Below are 18,669 nucleotides of genomic sequence, written 5' to 3'. Positions count from 1 at the left end.
AAGGTTTCGGAAACACCGCCTAAATTAGCCATGATGCGTGACCTCCCCTTTCGGAGCTCACGGTAAATGCCAACCCGCTGCGGATTCTGCGCGCGGCAGCACCCGAATTATCAGGGATACGTGTAGGGTGGAGATGCACAACCGCTGGACTGTGTAGCAATAGGCTTTATCAAGACGCTTCATCTCGTCCACAGCCGCCGGTTGATTCCTCCTCCTGACTGAGTGCTTAAGTAGCCACAGCAAGCAGGACGCGTACGTCGCGATGAAGGCCCACATTGGCCGGACATCGCTAGACACGGGAAATGGCCAACCACTCCCGACGCACCTGACACCGACCGTGAGAAGTCGTGTGTGCCGAACGCCGTTTCCGGCAGCCCGGAAACCGACGGTACTACATGAAAAGAATGCTGATTAACGCAACTCAACCCGAAGAGTTGCGTGTTGCACTGGTAGATGGCCAGCGCCTCTATGACCTGGACATCGAATCCGGTGCACGCGAGCAGAAAAAAGCCAATATTTATAAAGGCAAGATCACTCGCATCGAACCAAGCCTTGAGGCTGCCTTTGTCGATTTCGGCTCCGAGCGCCACGGCTTCCTGCCCCTCAAAGAAATCTCCCGCGAATACTTCAAGAAAGCCCCTGAGGGCCGCGTCAACATCAAGGACGTCCTGAGCGAAGGCCAGGAAGTCATCGTTCAGGTCGAAAAAGAAGAACGTGGCAACAAGGGCGCCGCCCTGACCACCTTCATCAGCCTGGCCGGTCGTTACCTGGTGCTGATGCCGAACAACCCGCGTGCCGGCGGTATCTCCCGTCGCATAGAAGGTGAAGAGCGCAACGAATTGCGTGAAGCCCTGAACGGTCTGGTTGCACCGGCCGACATGGGTCTGATCGTGCGCACTGCCGGCCTGGGCCGCAGCAGCGAAGAAATGCAGTGGGACCTCGACTACCTCCTGCAACTCTGGACCGCCATCAAAGAAGCGTCGCTGGATCGCTCCGCGCCATTCCTGATCTACCAGGAAAGCAACGTGATCATCCGCGCGATCCGCGATTACCTGCGCCAGGACATCGGCGAAGTGCTGATCGACAGCGTTGAAGCCCAGGACGAAGCCCTGACCTTCATCCGCCAGGTGATGCCGCAATACGCCAGCAAGATCAAGCTGTACGAAGACAGCGTTCCGCTGTTCAACCGTTTCCAGATCGAAAGCCAGATCGAGACCGCCTTCCAGCGCGTCGTTGAACTGCCTTCCGGCGGCTCCATCGTTATCGATCCGACCGAAGCCCTGGTGTCCATCGACATCAACTCGGCGCGCGCCACCAAAGGCAGCGACATCGAAGAAACCGCCCTGCAGACCAACCTTGAAGCCGCCGAAGAAATCGCCCGTCAGTTGCGCTTGCGCGACATCGGCGGCCTGATCGTCATCGACTTCATCGACATGACCCCTGCCAAGAACCAGCGCGCCGTGGAAGAGAAAGTCCGCGAATGCCTGGAAGCCGACCGCGCTCGCGTGCAAGTCGGTCGCATCTCGCGCTTCGGCTTGCTGGAAATGTCCCGTCAGCGCCTGCGTCCATCGCTCGGCGAAAGCAGCGGCATCGTTTGCCCGCGTTGCAACGGCACCGGCATCATCCGTGACGTTGAATCGCTGTCCCTGGCGATCCTGCGCCTGATCGAAGAAGAAGCCCTGAAAGACCGCACCGCCGAAGTTCGCGCCCAAGTGCCGATTCCGGTCGCAGCCTTTCTGCTCAACGAAAAACGCAACTCGATCACCAAGATCGAACTGCGCACCCGTGCCCGCATCGTCATCCTGCCGAACGATCACCTCGAAACGCCGCACTTCGAAGTTCAGCGTCTGCGTGATGACAGCCCGGAAGCCGGCATCAACCAGTCCAGCTACGAAATCGCTGCGGCCGCTGCCGAAGTCGAAGAAGTCCAGCCAGCTGCCGCGACCCGCACCCTGGTTCGCCAGGAAGCCGCGGTCAAGACTGCGCCGGCCCGCGCCAACGCGCCGGTGCCGACTGAAGTCGTCGCCGCCCCTGTTGCTGCACCGGCTGTCGTGCCAGAGCCAAGCCTGTTCAAAGGCCTGGTGAAGTCGCTGGTCGGCCTGTTTGCCAGCAAAGAAGAGCCTGTTGCTCCGGTTGCGGTTGAAAAACCGGCGAGCACCGAGCGTCCGGCCCGTAACGAAGAGCGTCGCAACGGTCGTCAGCAGAGCCGCAACCGTAACGGTCGCCGCGATGAAGAGCGCAAGCCTCGCGAGGAACGTGCACCGCGTGAAGAACGCGCACCACGTGAGCCACGCGAAGCCCGCGAAGAAGCTCCGGCCGTCGCCGTCGCTCGCGAAGAACGCGCTCCGCGTGAAGAACGCGCACCACGCGCACCTCGCGAAGAACGTGCACCGCGCGCGCCTCGTGAAGATCGCAAGCCACGTGGCGAGCGTGAAGAACGTGTGCGTGAACTGCGTGAGCCGCTGGATGCTGCCGCCCCGGTCGCCGCTGCTGCTGTTACCGCTACCACTGCGACTGCTACTGCTGAAGAGCGTCCAGCTCGCCAGCCTCGTGAAGAACGCGCTCCACGCCCACCGCGTGAAGAACGTCAGCCACGTGCCGAGCAAGCCGCTGAAGCCGTTGCCGAAGAAGAACTGACCGGCAACGAAGAGCAACTGCAGGAAGACGGTCAGGATGGCGCCGAAGGCGATCGTCCACGCCGTCGCTCCCGTGGCCAGCGTCGTCGCAGCAACCGTCGCGAACGTCAACGCGATGCCAACGGCAACGTGATCGAAGGTTCGGAAGAATCGGAATCTGCTGAAGGTAATGAAGGTAATGAAGGTGCCGAAGGCATCGAAGCGCCAAGCGCTGCCGATCTGGCCGCTGGCCTGGCTGTTACCGCAGCCGTTGCCAGCACCGTGATCAGCGCTCCGGCTGAAGCACAGGCTCACGAGCAAGCCGAACGCGCCACTGCCGCCACTCTGGAAACTGCTCCAGTAGAAGCGCCGGTCGTCGAGTCCACTACCCCCGTAGAAGCAACTGCCGCTGCGGAAATCGAAGTGGCCCCGGTTCGCGAAGCGAAGCCTGAAGTTGTAGCGGCCGCCGAGCCAGCCTTCGTGGCGGAAGCGCCCGTTGTAGTTGCCGAGCCGGTTGCTGAAACCGTCTCTGAAACCGTGACCGAAACCGTTCGTGAAGTTCGCGAAGAGCAAACCGCGTTTAACTGGGTTGCAGAACCGGTCGCCGCCGAGCCTGTCGTCGAAACGCCAGCTCCAGCGCCAGTCGCTGAAGTGGCGTTCGTCGAGCCAGTGGTTGTAGCTGCCGAACCAGAGCCTGCTCCGGTTGTTGAAACCCCTGTCGTAGCCGAAGTGGCTGCACCAGTGGTTGAAGCCGCCCCAGTCAGCGCCCTGACCGAAAATGGCCGCGCCCCGAACGATCCACGTGAAGTGCGTCGTCGCAAGCGTGAAGAAGAGCGCCTGCAGAAGGAAGCCGAACTGGCTGCCGCTGCGGCTCCGGTTGAAGCGGTTATCGCTGCCGAGCCTGCACCGGTTGCTGCTGAAGTGGTCGAGGCAGCGCCTGCTGCTTCCGTCATCGAAGAAGCACCGCGCTCGGTTCAGGACGCGGTAGAGCAACACGAGCAAGCCCTGGAAAAAGAGCACGAGCCTAAACCCCTCGTCTGATTCCATCGGCCATTAAAAAGCCCCGCCTGGTGATCCCAGGCGGGGCTTTTTTATGTCTTTGAGACCGCGTCGTCTGCAATCGCGAGCAGGCTCACTCCCACAGGGTTTTGCGTCGTCTACAATTCCGTGAGTGACACAAAACCCTGTGGGAGTAAGCCTGCTCGCGAAGGCGGTGTATCAGGCGAAGACCAACGCCGCAGGCACATCCACATCCCACAAAATCCCGGGATCATCCTCCGCCACCTCGACCACCTTCGCCGACGCAAACAGCGGCTTGGCCCCACGATCACCCGACAACGCCATCAATCCCGGTCCAAACGAACGCCCGAAACCAACCGGATGCCCGTATTCGCCGTTCACAACCGGAACACTGATCACATCCCCGGCAATTCCCGCCAACACCCGCTCAACCGTCGACGGCAAAATAAACGGCATGTCCCCTAACACAATCAACCAGCCATCCATTCGCGGACACGCAGCCACTCCGGCCGCAATGCTGTCGCCCATGCCGGTTGATTCGATCAGCTCAACCTCGAAACCATAGGCGTGGGCCATGCGCATCACTTGCGGGCGATCTTCGGTGGTCACCAGTACACGCTTCGTGCGGCCCGGCAAACTCACCAGCACCTGCTCGATCACTGACCGAACAACGCCATCGCGTCCCGTGCAGTCCGCCAACAATTTATCCTTATCAGCACCTGCTACCTGGCGGAAGCGCCTGCCCTGCCCCGCCGCCAGCACAATCACGCCAATGGCTTCACTCATGCATCCACCTGCAACGGCTTTTTCTGTTTCAGCTCGACGCCGTTTTTGATCGCGACAATCTCGGCCATCAATGACAAAGCGATTTCCGCCGGGGAATGGCTGCCGATGTGCAAGCCGATCGGACCGTGCAAGCGCTCGATGGCGGCTTTAGACAAACCGAGCTGAGCCAGATTGTCCCGTCGCTTCAGGCTATTGACCTGCGAGCCCAGCGCTCCGACGTAAAAAGCCCGGGAGTCCAGTGCCGTCAGCAGCGCCATGTCATCCAGACGCGGATCATGGGTCAGCGCAACAATGGCCGTACGTTCGTCGGTCTGAATGTTCAGCACCGCTTCGTCCGGCATCCCGGAAACGAAGCGTCCGTGCTGTTCTTCCCAGCCGTAGACGAACTCGGCACGGGGATCGCAGATCAGCACTTCGAAATCCAGCAGCCGCGCCATCTCGGCGACGTACCGGGACAATTGCCCCGCGCCGATCAGCAATAATCGCCAGCGCGGACCGTAAATCGCCCGCAGGGTGTGGCCATCGAAACTCAGCACATCGCTCTTGGTCGCTGGCTGCAACGTCACCTCACCGGAGGCGATATCCAGCGAACGAGCGCAGATTTCATGGGCCTCGCAACGCGCCAGCAACTCGGCCACCCAGGCCGGATCACCGACACGCTCTTCGGTCAGGCGCAATGTACCGCCGCACGGCAACCCAAACCGCGCGGCTTCCTCGCGGGTGACGCCGTAGGTGATCAGTTGTACCGGCGGCCCGTCGGCCGGAATTCGGCCATCGTGCAACCGGGCAATCAGGTCATCTTCAACACAACCGCCGGACACCGAGCCGATCACCACCCCGTCCTCGCGCAAGGCCAACATGGCGCCAGGCGCCCGGGGCGCGGTGCCCCAGGTCTGGACCACGCTGTACAACACCACGCGCTGACCGGCACGGCGCCATTCCAAAACGCTGCGCAGAACGTTCAGATCGACGCTGTCCATCAGGCGTCAGCCTTCTGCCAACCCTGCAGTTGATAACGAACCGGCAGGTTGCGGATGCGTTTGCCGGTGGCGGCGAAGATCGCGTTGCACAACGCCGGCGCAATCGGCGGCACGCCGGGTTCACCGACGCCACCCAACGGCACGACGCCCGGCGGCGTGACCAGATGCACCGCGACGTCCTTCGGCGCCAGGGACATGCGCGCCACTTCGTACATGTGGAAGTTGTCCTGCTGGACCTTGCCGTCCTTGAAGCTGATCTCGCCGAGCACCGCATTGCCCAGTCCCATCACGCAGGCGCCTTCGAACTGCGAGCGAATCCGCTCCGGGTTGATCTGCGGGCCGCAATCCACGGCAATATCGGCCTTGTGCACAATCAAGGTGCCGTCGTCTTTGACTTCGACTTCGATCACCGCCGCCACGTAAGTGACGAAGCTGTAATGCACCGCCAGCCCCAGCCCGCGCCCCTTCGGCAACTCACGCCCCCATCCGGCGGCTTTTGCCGCGGTTTCCAATACCGTGCGCATGCGCGCGATGTCGATGGGATAACGTTCGGGTGATTCGCCGTAGTTCCACTCTTCACTCAAGGTACGCGGATCGATCTGACGATCCGGGCCGAGCAATTTGATCTGATACTTGAGCGGATCCTCACCGGCCTTGTGCGCCAGTTCATCGACAAAGCTCTGAATCGCAAAACCGTGGGGGATGTTCGACACCGAGCGATACCAGCCGACCCGCGTGTGGATCGCCGCTTCCGGGTTCTCCAGGCGCACGTTGGGAATCGCGTAGGCCATGTTGGTAAAGCCCATGCCCAGCTCGAAAGCCGCTTCGTGGTTCATTCCCGGCGCGAACAGCGCGGTGATGCTTGGCGCTACCGTGCGGTGCAGCCAACCCGAGGGCAAACCGTCCTTGTTCAAACTGGCCTTCAGGTATTCGGCCGATACCGTATGGAAGTACGAACAATGGATGTCGTCTTCACGGGTCCATTGCACCCGCACGGCCTTGCCAGGAAATTCCTTGGCGAGCACGGCGGCTTCGATGATGAAATCCGGCTTGGACTTGCGCCCGAAGCCGCCGCCGAGCAGGGTGACGTGGAACGTGACGTTATCGAACGGAATGCCGAGGCGTTCGCCGATCCGTTCACGGGTGACTTGCGGCGCCTGACTGGGCGCCCAGGCTTCGCACACGCCGTCCTTGAAACGCGCGATGGCGACCATCGGTTCCATCGGCGCTTGCGCCAGGTGGGGCAAATAGTAGGACGCTTCGAGGCTGCTGTTGGCGCTGCTCATGGCCTGATCGATGTTGCCGGTGTTGCGCACCACCTTGCCAGGCTTTAGCGACGCGGCTTCCAGTTCCTTGCGATAGGCGATCGAGTCGTAGCTGGCGTTGGGCCCGTCGTCCCACTCGATTTTCAGCGCCTCACGCCCCTTCATCGCCGCCCACGTGTTACTGGCCACGACAGCCACGCCGCCCAGTGGCTGGAATTCCGAGGGCAGCGGACGGCCTTCGATCTGGATCACCTTGATGACCCCGGGGACTTTCAGCGCGGCGCTGTCGTCCAGGGATTTGACCTTGCCGCCGTACACCGCCGGACGGGCGATGGTGGCGTAGAGCATGCCGTCGACATGCACGTCGGCGCCGTAGACTGCGCGACCGTTGACGATGTCTGCACCGTCGATGGCTTTGGTGCCTTCCTTGCCGATATAGCGAAACTCCGACGGATCCTTGAGTCGCAGACTGTCGCGGGCCGGCACCGCCAGCGCACCGGCAGCAACGGCAAGGGCACCGTAGCCGAGTTCGCGACCGGTCGGTTTATGGACGACTTTGTGCAGTTGCGCGTGGCACTCACCGAGCGGAACTTTCCACTGATCGGCGGCGGCCTGTTCCAGCATGGTCCGCGCGGCAGCGCCGCAACGGCGCATCGGTTCGTACCAGTGGCGCATGCTGCGCGAGCCGTCGGTGTCCTGGTTGCCGTAGCGCACTTCATCGCCCGGCGCCTGTTGCACCTTCACCAGCGCCCAGTCGGCGTCGAGTTCATCGGCCACCACCATGCTCAGGCTGGTGCGCACGCCCTGGCCCATTTCCGAACGATTGCAGACCACCGTCACCGTGCCATCAGCGGCGATGCTGACATACACCTTCGGATCATCGATCCAGCCGTGAGGCATGCCTTCGGCGCCGAATTTTTTCTCGGCGTCGGCCGCGAAAGCGTCTTGCCAACCCCAACTCGCGGCGATCACCAGCGCGCTGGTGGCGCCGACGCCCTTGAGGAAGCCGCGACGGCTGGGATTACTGAGGTTGCTGAGGGCGAAGTCATTCGGTAACTGGCTCATGCCTTGGCCTCCTTCAGGTGAGTGGATGCCTGACGGATCGCGGTCTTGATGCGGTTGTAGGTGCCGCAGCGGCAGATATTGCCGACCATGGCCTCCTCGATCTGCTCGTCGCTGGGATTGGGGTTGGTCTTGAGCAGCGCGGTCGCCGACATGATCTGCCCACCCTGGCAGAACCCGCACTGGGCCACGGCGGTGTCGAGCCAGGCCTGCTGAACGACTTGCCCGACCGGGTCGGCGTGCAGGTTATCGATGGTGGACACGTTCTGGCCGACCACCGAACCGATCGGGGTGATGCAGCTGCGCGCGGGTGAACCGTCGATGTGAATGGTGCACGCTCCGCACAGGCCCATACCGCAGCCGAATTTGGTGCCGTTGTAACCGGCGACGTCGCGAATCGCCCACAGCAGCGGCATGTCTTCGGTAACGTCGAGTGGGTGGTCTTGACCGTTGAGTTTCAGGGTAATCATGGGCACGCCCGCATAGTGGCTTGGGTTATGGGGTCGAGCAATCTGCCGCCAGGGGATGGCGGTTGGCATTACACAGATCGACTCAGGCTAATGAGGCTCTCTTACACGGACGCAAGCGTCTGTATCGGGCCTTTGATGGAGCAAATGAATGCATCGTTAGGCGGCTAAGTTAACTCAGGATTAACAAAAAAGCCCTGCACAGTTGAAGCTGTACAGGGCTTTGAAATCAGTCTTTGAAGCGTAGCTTCAATACCGATTGGGTTCCATTTCCAGGTCGACATGAAAACGCTTGGCAATGTCTTGCTGGATACGCTGCGCCAGGTCGAGCAATTGCAGGCCGGTCGCCGCCCCGTAGTTGACCAGCACCAGCGCCTGCAACTTGTGCACGCCGGCATCGCCCTCGCGGAAACCCTTCCAGCCGGCCCGCTCGATCAGCCACCCGGCGGCCAGTTTCATCTGCCCGCCGGGTTGCGAGTAGGCCACCAGATCCGGGTATTCACTTTTGAGTTGCGCCACCCGCGCGGCCGGCACCAGCGGATTCTTGAAGAAGCTGCCGGCATTACCCAGTACGGCCGGGTCCGGAAGTTTTTCGCTGCGGATGCTGCAAATCGCCTGGCTGACGTCGGTGGCGGTCGGCTGCTCGATGCCCAGCTCGGTCAGGCGCTGACGCACCGGGCCGTACTCCAGATGCAAGTGCGCAGCGCGGTTCAGGGTGAAACGCACGCGCAGGATCAGCCAGCGCCCCGGCTGCTGTTTGAACACGCTGTCGCGGTAGGTGAAATTGCACTCGGCCAGGGTGAAATCGCGCAGCTCACCGGTCTGGCGATCCAGTGCGGTCAGGCCGGCGAACACGTCCTTGATCTCCACGCCATAGGCGCCGATGTTCTGCATCGGTGCCGCGCCGACAGTGCCAGGGATCAGGCTGAGGTTTTCCAGCCCCGACAATCCCTGCGCCAGCGTGTTTTGCACGAACGGATGCCAGGGTTCGCCCGCCTCGGCTTCGATCACAACCTGACTGCCATCATCGCTGAGCATGCGAATCCCGCGGGTGGCCATGCGCAATACCAGCGACTGGATATCGGCGGTCAGCAGAAGGTTGCTGCCACCCCCGATCACCAGCAATGGCACGTCATGATCCGTCGCGTAGGTCAAAGCATCGCGCACGTCGGCATCGCTATGGGCCTCGGCAAACAAGCGGGCCTGAACATCAACTCCAAAGCTGTTGTACGGCTTGAGAGAAACACCGGGCTGAACCTGCAAACTCATATCCGGCCCTTCAATTCGATCACCAGCAAATCGCTCGCGCGCTCGATCAAGTCGAGTACGTGTTCGAAACCCTGCTCACCGTCGTTGTACGGATCCGGCACTTCATCGACGTCCGACTGGTAGCGACGCAGGAAGAGGTCCAGTTCCGCCTTGCTCTTGCCCTTGAGAGGTTGCAGGGCCATGAGGTCGCTCAGGTTACTGTTGTCCATGGCCAGGATCAGGTCATACGTGGAAAAATCGGCGCGACTCACTTGCTGGGCGCGCTGCGCGGACAGGTCGTAACCGCGCAGCCTGGCCGCAGCCTGGCTGCGCTGGTCCGGCGGCCGGCCAACGTGCCACTCACCCGTGCCGGCTGAGGCCACGTCGATTTGATCGGCCAGCCCCGCTTCACGCAATTTGTGCCGCAGCACACCTTCGGCCGTCGGTGAACGGCAGATGTTGCCCAAACACACAAACAAAACCCGCATCAGGCCTCCAGCAGGCGACGAACTCGCTCAAGATCTTCGACGGTGTCGACGCCGGTGGGCGGTGCAATCAGCGCGTCGGCGACATGAATGCGCACGCCATGCCACAGGGCGCGCAGTTGTTCCAGGGATTCGGTGTTTTCCAGCCAGCACGGGCCCCAACTGACGAAGTCGTGCAGGAAACCGGCGCGGTAGGCATAAATGCCGATATGGCGACGGTACGGCACGCCTTTCGGGAGTTGCTCGGGGGTTTTCGCAAACGCATCACGCGCCCAAGGCAAGGTCGCACGACTGAACGTCAGTGCCAGGCCATTGAGGTCGCTGACGACCTTGACCACGTTGGGGTTGAACAGGGTTTCGACGTCTTCGATCGGCTCGGCCAGGGTGGCCATGCGCGCTTCGGTGTGGGTGGCCAGGTTGGCGGCGACCTGATCGATCACGCTCGGCGGGATCAGCGGTTCGTCACCCTGGACGTTGACCACGATCGCATCAGCTGCCAGACCAAGTTTCGCTGCGACTTCGGCCAGACGGTCCGTGCCGGAGTTGTGATCCTCACGGGTCAGCACCACTTCGGCGCCAAACGCGGTGCACGCCTCGACAATGCGCGCATCGTCCGTCGCGACGACTACACGCTGGGCGCTGCTTTTACTTGCCTGCTCCCAGACGTGCTGGATCATCGGCTTGCCGGCGATCAGCAACAGCGGCTTGCCCGGCAGGCGGGTCGAGGCGTAACGCGATGGGATGACAACGGTAAAGGCTGTGGTCATTTATCCAGACGCTCGTCGGTGGTCAGGGTGCGGGCCTCGGTTTCCAGCATTACCGGGATGCCGTCGCGAATCGGGTACGCCAGGCCGGCGCCCTTGCTGATCAGCTCGGATTTGTCGGTGCTGAGCTTGAGCGGGCCTTTGCAGACCGGGCAAGCGAGGATGTCGAGCAATTTGGTGTCCATGAACATTCCCTGGATAAAAATGGATTAAGGCATAAGACGAGCCGGCAACAGACGCATCAACTGCGTATCGAACCAGGCCACGAAGGCCGGTGATGGCGCAGCATCGACCGTCAGGTACCACCAGTCGGCGGTGGCAAAGGCACGGCACTTCACCGCGTCCTTCTCGGTCATTACCAACGGCAATGACGGTGTGAAACTCAACGCCTGCGCGCTGTATCCGGCGTGGTCGGCAAAGGCGTGGGGGACGGGTTGCCAGTGTAGCGTTTCGAGGGTCGTGAAGAAACGTTGTGGATTGCCGATCCCGGCCACGGCGTGAAGCCTCTGGCCTGCGGGAAAGTGATCAAGGGGACGCCGTTCGCCGCTGTGCAGATTGACCAATCCGGTGGGTTGCAACTGGAAGGCAAAACCGTCCGCGCGATCATCGACAGCGCCGTTGTACAGCACGGCGTCAACGCTTTGCAGGCGTTCGACCGGCTCACGCAGCGGTCCGGCGGGCAGGCAACGCTTATTGCCCAGGCCACGGGCGGCGTCGATCAACACCAGTTCAAGGTCCCGCGCCAATCGGTAATGCTGCATGCCGTCATCGGAGAGAATCAGGTCCAGCGGCTCGCTCGCCAGCAATGCCTGGACGGCGCGACTGCGGTCCGGGTCGATCATCAACGGGACGCCGGTGCGCTGCACGATCAACAGCGGCTCGTCGCCAGCCACGTCGGCGCTTTGCTCGGCTTCGACGCGCCATGGCAGTTGTGGCGGTTTGGCCCCATAGCCGCGACTGACCACGCCGACTCGCAATCCGCTGCGCTGGCAATGCTGGATCATCCACAGAATCAGCGGCGTCTTGCCGGTGCCGCCCACGGTGATGTTACCAACCACGATCAGCGGCACTGGTGGCTGATAAATCTCGCCCTCACCCGCCAGAAAGCGCTGGCGCTTGCTGGTGACCACGCGCCGATACAGCCACTCCAGCGGCTGCAACAGCTTCAGGGCAGGATGACCCTGGTACCACGCGGCGAGCAACCGATCGGACATGGCCATCAGGGCGCGGGCGGCGCCGCCTCGACTGTGGTCATGCGCAGGTGGCTGAAACCGAGCTTGCCGGCCGCATCCATGGCAGTGATGACCGACTGGTGCTGGGTCTTGCCGTCAGCGCTGATGGATAACGGCAGGTTGGTGTCACCACTGGACTCTTTCTGCAGTGCGTCCATCAGGGTCGCGAGGTCGTTCTTCGGCAGAATCTGGTTGTTCACCGAGAACACCCCTTCGGCACTGATGGCGACGTCCAGGTGCTTGGCCTGCTTGTCGTCATCAGGCGAACCGCTAACCGCTTGCGGCAGATCGACGCGCAACTGGGTTTCACGGGTGAAGGTGGTGGTCACGACGAAAAACAGCAGCAGGATAAACACCACGTCAATCAGCGACGCGAGGTTGATGTCCACATTCTCCCGTTGCTTGCGGCGGAATTTCACGCTTTTTTGCCCTCGGACAGATCCACGTCACGGTCACCTTGCACCACTTCGACCAGCTTGATCGCTTCCTGCTCCATGCCCACCACCAGCTCATCGATGCGGCGTTGCAGGAAACGGTGGAAGAACACCGACGGGATACCGACCATCAAGCCCGCAGCCGTGGTGATCAGCGCCTTGGAGATACCACCGGCCAGCACCGCGGCGTTGGTGGTCATGCCCGAGCCCATGAAGGCGCTGAAAATATCGATCATGCCCAGCACTGTACCCAGCAAACCCAGCAACGGCGCCATGGCGGCGATGGTGCCCAGCGCATTGATGTAACGCTCGAGTTCATGAATCACCCGCGCGGCGGCTTCTTCGATGCACTCTTTCATGATTTCGCGACCATGCCGGGAGTTGGCCAGTCCCGCTGCCAGGATCTCGCCCAACGGCGAGTTGGCGCGCAGTTCCTTGAGTTTGTCTTTATTGAGTTGCTTGTCCTTGATCCACACCCAGACCTGGCCGAGCAAATGCTCCGGCGTCACACGGCTGGCGCGCAGGGTCCACAGACGCTCGGCGACAATCGCCATGGCCGCGATGGAACTCAAAATGATCGGCAGCATCATCCAGCCGCCGGATTTGACCAATTCCCACACAGTGACAGCCCCCTCGAAAAAGTGCGCCACTCTAACATAGGGGGTCGGCGCACCGAAGACCGTGATGTCGCATCCGGTCGGGCTTTAATTGCGCGCGGTTATGGCGCAGAACGCCAGAAACGCCGCTCCTGACGCATTGTCCATGGCGGTTTGAAGCCCCCGAGGTGCAGACGAATGGCACCCTGCTCGGCGCTGTCATGGATCGCCATCCCGCGTTTTCGATAGCGGGCCATGACCGTGGGATGCGGGTGACCGAAGGAATTGCCGTTGCCGCGAGAGATCAGCACGGCTTTGGGTTGCAACTCAGCCAGCAGCGCCATTGACGACGAACTGCGACTGCCATGATGAGGCGCCACCAGCCAATCGGTGCCTACGGCCAGCGGACTGTCGAGCAGCGCTTGCTCGGCTGATTTGTCGATATCGCCGGTCAGCAGCAAGCGCTCGCCATTGGCTTCGACCTGCAGGACGCAGGATTTCTGGTTGCTGTCCGAGGCCAAAGGCCATTGCCAAAGCTGGAACTGGACACCGTCCCACGTCCATTGCCGGCCGCGTTCGCAGGCACCAGCATGCAATTCGGCGGGCAGCGCCAAGGGATCACCGCTCAGTACCCGCATCACCGGCAGCCCATTGGCCACCGCCCGCGCACCACCGGCGTGATCGGCGTCGGCGTGGCTGATCAGCATCAGATCGAGCCTGCTCACCCCCAGTTTTCGCAGCGTTGGGAGCACCACCCGTTCACCGAGATCGAAGTCGCCGAAACGCGGTCCGGTGTCATACAGCAGCGCGTGATGGCGGGTTCGTACCAACACCGCCAGCCCCTGCCCGACATCCAGTTGCCAGACGTCGGCGATGCCTTCCGGCAGCAAGGGCCGGGGTGGAAACACCAATAACATCAGCAGCGGCCAGCCCAAGGGGCGCATTGGAACGCCGCGTGGCATTAACAGCAGAAACGCGCCGAAAGTGCCCAGTGCCCAAATCCACCCTGGAATGGCCACGGGTATCCACGCGGATAACTGACCAGCCATCAAGCCAAGCGCCTTGAACAGCCAGTCAATCAGCCCTCCCGCCAGCCACAATAAGCCCTCGCCCACATAGGGCAGCGGCAACAACAACATTCCCAACAGGGCCGGCGGCAGTACCAGCAGACTGATCCAGGGCACCGCCAGCAGGTTGGCGACCGGCCCGCTGAGACTGATAGGCAATCCCAGCACCAGCAGCAACGGGGCCAGACCGATCGCGATCAGCCACTGGGCGCGGGTCCAGGTTTGCCACCAGCGCCAGGCGCCCAACCGTGCGCCAAACGTGAAAATCAACACCGCTACGGCGGCGAAGGACAACCAGAAACCCGGTTGCAAACTGGCCAGCGGATCTATCAACAACACCGCATCCAGAGCCAACAACAATGGCCACCAGACGCCGAGGTGGCGAAAGCGCAGGCGCCATAACAGCACCAGACCGATCATTACGCAGGCTCGCCGCACCGGCACTTCGAACCCCGCCAGCAGTCCGTAGCCGAGGGCGGCGGCGAACGCCAGTCCGCACGCCCAGGGCAACCACGGCAGGCGGTTCGGCCACAGACCATAGCGCGCCAGCCCGGCGATCAGCAGATACACCACCCCCGCCAGCAAACCGATGTGCTGGCCGGAAATCACCAGCAAGTGCACCGTGCCGGTGTCTTGCAGCACTTGCCAATCCTCGCGGCTGAGCCCGGCGCCATCGCCCAATACCAGTGCCGTCAATGCGCCGTTTCGCCCTTGGGCGTCGACGCTTTGTAAACGTTGACGGATACTGTCGCGCCAGGCCCATTGGGCTTCTCGCAGGCGCTCGCCATCCTTGACGGTGCCGGTTGCACCGATGCGTTGTGCCAGCAGCCAGGCGTCGTAATCGAAGGCATGCGGATTGAGCAACCCGGCAGGACGCTTCAATTTCACTGCCAGCCGCCAGCGTTCGCCGCTGTTGACCGGCGGTCCGTCATACCAGGCCAGACGCATCAGCGGCGGCACCTTCGCCTGCCGCGAACGGGCGTCGGCCAGTTCGAAACGCGCCACCCCGTCATTATTCTGAGGTAACCCCGTCACCCGACCTTCGACCCAGCGGGTTTCGCCATCGAGATTCACCGAAAGCCGGTCATCCAGCGCCCACTGCGCATTCGCACCTGCCCAGCTGAAGCCAAACAGGAAAAATGCCAATGGATAAGTCCTGAAAGGCAGCAACATCAAACCCGCTACTGGCAATACCAGCCATAACCAGACCGGCGGTAATACCGGCAAAAAGTGCAGGGCCAGCAGACCCAACGCCAGCACCATCATCCCTGTGCGCATACGCCCATCCTTGAGAGTCCCCTCCCTAGGAATAGCCGGGTCACGGCACGTGCATCGTTATTAATTGTCACAAAGTCTGAATGGGCGGCTCATAGAATCCAGACATACTTGCCGCCTTAACCGACCGAGAAGCCTTATGCCCCGGCGCTTATTCAAACGTTACATGCCAGACCCGACCAGCATCAGGGAACACAAATCCTTACGCTTTCTCGGTACTCTGCTGCATGACCCGAACCTCTGGCACCTCAACCGTCACTCCGTTGCGCGGGCGATGGCGGTGGGTTTGTTCGCGGCGTTCCTGCCGATTCCGTTGCAGATGCTGGTGGCGGCCATCCTGGCGATCATGGTGCGCGGCAATATGCCGATTGCGGTCAGTCTGGTCTGGCTGACTAATCCGATTACCATGCCGGCGGTATTTTTTTGCACCTATCAGACCGGTGCCTGGCTGATGGATGTTCCCGCTCGGCATTTGCCGGATGAACTGACCTGGGAATGGATCAGCGGCGAGCTGTCGACGTTGTGGCAGCCGTTTTTGTTGGGTTCGGTTGTGGTGGGGCTGGTGCTGGGTGCGCTCGCGTATTGCTTCGTGATGATGTATTGGCGGTGGTGGGTCAGCCGGCAGTGGGCGCGGCGGAAGAAGAAGCGGATGCGGTGAATGCTAAAAGGCCTCCGCATAGGGAGGCCTTTTTTTTCGTGCGGGGCATATCATTCAGCCCCCTGTAGGAGCTGGCTTGCCAGCGATAGCGGTGTGTCAGTCGACAGGTCTATTACCTGAACGGACGCCATCGCCAGCAAGCAGGCTCCTACGAAGATCGTGTACGACCAATGATCCAGATCGGATATCAGGTCGCCTCACAACGACTATGTACACGACCCCAAAAGAACTAAGTACGCATCCCGCGCCCACTTACCAACAACCGGGCACAAGCCACATACAACACCACAGTCGCCACCAGCATGAACGTAATCGCCACACTGATCTTGATGTCGGAAACCCCAAGAATCCCGTAACGGAACGCGTTGACCATGTGCAACACCGGGTTGGCCAGCGAGACCGTCTGCCAAAACGGCGGCAGCAACGTGATCGAGTAAAACACTCCACCCAGATAAGTCAGCGGTGTCAGCACAAACGTGGGAATAATCGAAATGTCATCAAAATTGCGCGCAAACACCGCGTTGATGAAGCCCAGCAGCGAAAAGATCGTCGCCGTCAGTACCACCACCAGAACGGTCACGCCCAGGTGATGCACCTGCAAATGGGTAAAGAATAGCGACAACAGCGTCACGATCACCCCGACCATCAACCCGCGCAGCACGCCGCCGACGGTGTAGCCGATCAGAATGGTGTGCGGCGACACCGGCGACACCATCAATTCTTCAATGGAGCGCTGGAACTTGCTGCCGAAGAAACTCGACACCACGTTGCCGTATGAATTGGTGATCACCGACATCATGATCAGCCCCGGCACGATGTATTCCATGTAGGTGAAACCACCCATGTCCCCAATCTGGCGACCGATCAGGTTGCCGAAAATCACGAAGTACAGAACCATCGTGATCGCCGGTGGCAGCAACGTCTGCGGCCAGATCCGGGTAAAGCGCCGGACTTCGCGGTAAACGATCGTATTGAGCGCGACGAGGTTGGGTTGCAGCTCGGAACTCATACCGCCACCTTCGACAGATTTTTCTCCACCAGGGACACGAACAACTCCTCAAGGCGATTGGTTTTGTTACGCAGACTCAGCACGTCGATGTTCTGCTGCGCCAATTGGGTGAACAGCGCGGTGATGCCCATGGATTTGTCGACCTGGACTTCAAGCGTGTGGGCGTCGAGCAATTTGGTCGGGTAGCCCAGCAGCTGCGGCGCGACGCTCAGGGTATTTTTGGTGTCGAGCAGGAAGGTTTCCACATGCAGCTGGCCCAGCAGCTGTTTCATGCTGGTGTTCTCGACAATAGTTCCGTGGTCGATGATGCCGATGTTGCGGCACAACTGCTCGGCCTCCTCCAGATAATGCGTGGTGAGGATGATGGTGATGCCTTTCTGGTTCAGTTCGGTGAGGAAGGTCCACATCGAACGACGCAGTTCGATATCCACCCCCGCCGTCGGCTCGTCGAGGATCAACAGGCGCGGTTCGTGAACCAGCGCGCGTGCAATCATCAGTCGACGCTTCATACCGCCGGACAGCGAACGCGATGGCGTATCACGCTTGTCCCAAAGACCCAGCTGGGTCAGGTACTGCTCGGCGCGTTCCTTGGCAACCTTGGGCGGAATGCCGTAGTAACCGGCCTGGGTCACGACGATGTCGAAGGTTTTTTCAAACTGGTTGAAGTTGAATTCCTGCGGCACCACGCCGATGGAGCGCTTGAGCTGCGCAGGATTTTTGTCCAGGTCGTGACCAAAGATGTTCACCGTTCCGCTGGATTTGTTCACCAGTGTCGAGAGAATGCCGATAGTCGTGGATTTGCCGGCGCCATTGGGGCCGAGCAAGGCGAAAAAGTCACCTTCGGCGACGTCCAGATCGATACCACTCAGGGCCTGGAAACCGTTGCCGTAGGTTTTGGTTAGCTGCCGGATGGACAGAGCGGAACTCATATCGGATTACGCACCATGAAGGGAAGAAAGGAACAAATAAGGACGGGCGGCGATCAACGCAACCGCGGCGCACGAGCGCAATGGTGCTTGTCGCCGCCACACAAGTACAGTCAAGCGTGTCGATAGTGAGTATTAAGTCAACGCGGTCATGACGGCCTTCTGATAGGCCGGACGCTGTTTCAGTCGCGCATACCAGGCTTCAAGATAAGGCAGCGGCGCGCGCTCGATCGGCATCTCGAACCAGGCATAAATAAAGCTGCCGAGGGGAATGTCGCCCATGCCGATTTCAGCGCCCGACAGGTACGGCTGAGTCGCCAATGCCTGATTGGCCATTGCCAGCAGAGCATCGCATTCCTTGATTGCAGCCCTGATCGCAGGCCAGTCCCGCTGCGATTCGGGAGTACGCAAAACACCCCAGAACACCGTGCGAAACGGGCCGGAAAAATTTGACGTAGTCCAGTCCATCCACTTGTCGGCGGTGGCTCGGGCCTTTAGATCGGCCGGATACCAAGCAGTATCGCCGGCGTGTCGGGACAGCAGGTAACGCACGATGGCGTTGGATTCCCACAAGACGAAACCGTCCTCCTCGATTACCGGCACGCGACCGTTGGGATTCATCGCGCGGTACTCCGGGGTGTCGACAACACCGAACGCGCCGCCAGCATCAATGGCCTCATAGGCCAGGCCCAGCTCCTCGGCGGCCCACAAAGGCTTCCTGACGTTCGACGAATTTTTCCGACCCCAGATCTTCAGCATGACCGCCTCTTTATGGATGTT

General features: G+C 61.1%; 17 protein-coding genes. 2 read left to right on the top strand and 15 right to left on the bottom strand.

Annotated features, from left to right (window positions below):
- The first annotated feature begins 395 nt into the window (after nt 1-395).
- Entirely contained in the window at nt 396-3,656 is a 3,261-nt protein-coding gene (rne, locus tag ACYZT4_RS01210; protein ID WP_461984613.1) for a ribonuclease E, read from the top strand.
- A 177-nt stretch (nt 3,657-3,833) separates the two neighbouring features.
- On the opposite strand, the gene ACYZT4_RS01205 is transcribed toward rne, so the two are convergent.
- The 12 genes from ACYZT4_RS01205 to ACYZT4_RS01150 all read right to left on the bottom strand — a co-directional run bounded on the left by ACYZT4_RS01205 (nt 3,834) and on the right by ACYZT4_RS01150 (nt 15,299).
- Nucleotides 3,834-4,421, bottom strand: a complete 588-nt coding sequence (locus ACYZT4_RS01205) for a nucleotidyltransferase family protein (RefSeq protein WP_461984611.1) — start codon at nt 4,419-4,421, stop codon at nt 3,834-3,836.
- Nucleotides 4,418-5,401 (bottom strand): XdhC family protein, encoded by a 984-nt coding sequence (locus tag ACYZT4_RS01200; protein ID WP_461984609.1) that lies wholly within the window; start codon nt 5,399-5,401, stop codon nt 4,418-4,420. Before ACYZT4_RS01200 ends, ACYZT4_RS01205 begins: the two co-directional genes overlap by 4 nt.
- On the bottom strand, nt 5,401-7,731 hold the full coding sequence (locus ACYZT4_RS01195) for a xanthine dehydrogenase family protein molybdopterin-binding subunit (RefSeq protein WP_461984608.1): 2,331 nt from the start codon (nt 7,729-7,731) through the stop codon (nt 5,401-5,403). Before ACYZT4_RS01195 ends, ACYZT4_RS01200 begins: the two co-directional genes overlap by 1 nt.
- The gene (locus ACYZT4_RS01190; protein ID WP_461984606.1) at nt 7,728-8,198 is read right to left on the bottom strand and encodes a (2Fe-2S)-binding protein; all 471 of its coding nucleotides are present in this window, start codon (nt 8,196-8,198) and stop codon (nt 7,728-7,730) included. The genes ACYZT4_RS01195 and ACYZT4_RS01190 overlap by 4 nt, the downstream gene beginning before the upstream one ends.
- A gap of 246 nt (nt 8,199-8,444) precedes the next feature.
- Nucleotides 8,445-9,464: a UDP-N-acetylmuramate dehydrogenase gene (gene murB / locus ACYZT4_RS01185; RefSeq protein ID WP_461984604.1), complete on the bottom strand. Its 1,020-nt coding sequence runs from the start codon at nt 9,462-9,464 to the stop codon at nt 8,445-8,447.
- Complete coding sequence (locus ACYZT4_RS01180) at nt 9,461-9,931, bottom strand: low molecular weight protein-tyrosine-phosphatase (protein WP_461984602.1); 471 nt, start codon at nt 9,929-9,931, stop codon at nt 9,461-9,463. The genes murB and ACYZT4_RS01180 overlap by 4 nt, the downstream gene beginning before the upstream one ends.
- The gene (gene kdsB, locus ACYZT4_RS01175) at nt 9,931-10,695 is read right to left on the bottom strand and encodes a 3-deoxy-manno-octulosonate cytidylyltransferase (RefSeq protein WP_461984600.1); all 765 of its coding nucleotides are present in this window, start codon (nt 10,693-10,695) and stop codon (nt 9,931-9,933) included. Before kdsB ends, ACYZT4_RS01180 begins: the two co-directional genes overlap by 1 nt.
- Nucleotides 10,692-10,877, bottom strand: coding sequence for a Trm112 family protein (locus tag ACYZT4_RS01170; protein ID WP_461984598.1), 186 nt, complete (start codon nt 10,875-10,877; stop codon nt 10,692-10,694). Before ACYZT4_RS01170 ends, kdsB begins: the two co-directional genes overlap by 4 nt.
- A gap of 24 nt (nt 10,878-10,901) precedes the next feature.
- Nucleotides 10,902-11,912, bottom strand: coding sequence for a tetraacyldisaccharide 4'-kinase (lpxK, locus tag ACYZT4_RS01165; RefSeq protein ID WP_461984597.1), 1,011 nt, complete (start codon nt 11,910-11,912; stop codon nt 10,902-10,904).
- A complete protein-coding gene (locus tag ACYZT4_RS01160) occupies nt 11,912-12,343 on the bottom strand; it encodes an ExbD/TolR family protein (RefSeq protein WP_461984595.1) in 432 nt (143 codons plus the stop codon). The genes lpxK and ACYZT4_RS01160 overlap by 1 nt, the downstream gene beginning before the upstream one ends.
- A complete protein-coding gene (locus ACYZT4_RS01155; RefSeq protein ID WP_461984593.1) occupies nt 12,340-12,978 on the bottom strand; it encodes a MotA/TolQ/ExbB proton channel family protein in 639 nt (212 codons plus the stop codon). Before ACYZT4_RS01155 ends, ACYZT4_RS01160 begins: the two co-directional genes overlap by 4 nt.
- Before the next feature lie 98 nt (nt 12,979-13,076).
- Nucleotides 13,077-15,299, bottom strand: coding sequence for a DNA internalization-related competence protein ComEC/Rec2 (locus ACYZT4_RS01150; RefSeq protein ID WP_461984591.1), 2,223 nt, complete (start codon nt 15,297-15,299; stop codon nt 13,077-13,079).
- 136 nt (nt 15,300-15,435) lie between these two features.
- Between ACYZT4_RS01150 and ACYZT4_RS01145 the strand changes: the two genes are divergently transcribed.
- Nucleotides 15,436-15,954 (top strand): DUF2062 domain-containing protein, encoded by a 519-nt coding sequence (locus ACYZT4_RS01145; RefSeq protein ID WP_461984590.1) that lies wholly within the window; start codon nt 15,436-15,438, stop codon nt 15,952-15,954.
- A gap of 229 nt (nt 15,955-16,183) precedes the next feature.
- On the opposite strand, the gene ACYZT4_RS01140 is transcribed toward ACYZT4_RS01145, so the two are convergent.
- The 3 genes from ACYZT4_RS01140 to ACYZT4_RS01130 all read right to left on the bottom strand — a co-directional run bounded on the left by ACYZT4_RS01140 (nt 16,184) and on the right by ACYZT4_RS01130 (nt 18,648).
- Complete coding sequence (locus ACYZT4_RS01140) at nt 16,184-16,963, bottom strand: ABC transporter permease (protein WP_461984588.1); 780 nt, start codon at nt 16,961-16,963, stop codon at nt 16,184-16,186.
- Nucleotides 16,960-17,892, bottom strand: coding sequence for an ABC transporter ATP-binding protein (locus tag ACYZT4_RS01135; RefSeq protein WP_461984586.1), 933 nt, complete (start codon nt 17,890-17,892; stop codon nt 16,960-16,962). Before ACYZT4_RS01135 ends, ACYZT4_RS01140 begins: the two co-directional genes overlap by 4 nt.
- A gap of 132 nt (nt 17,893-18,024) precedes the next feature.
- Nucleotides 18,025-18,648, bottom strand: a complete 624-nt coding sequence (locus ACYZT4_RS01130; RefSeq protein WP_461984585.1) for a glutathione S-transferase family protein — start codon at nt 18,646-18,648, stop codon at nt 18,025-18,027.
- Nucleotides 18,649-18,669 lie beyond the last annotated feature (21 nt).

The sequence above is a fragment of the Pseudomonas sp. GB2N2 genome (assembly GCF_054897705.1).
This window is presented reverse-complemented; position numbering and strand designations above follow the sequence as displayed.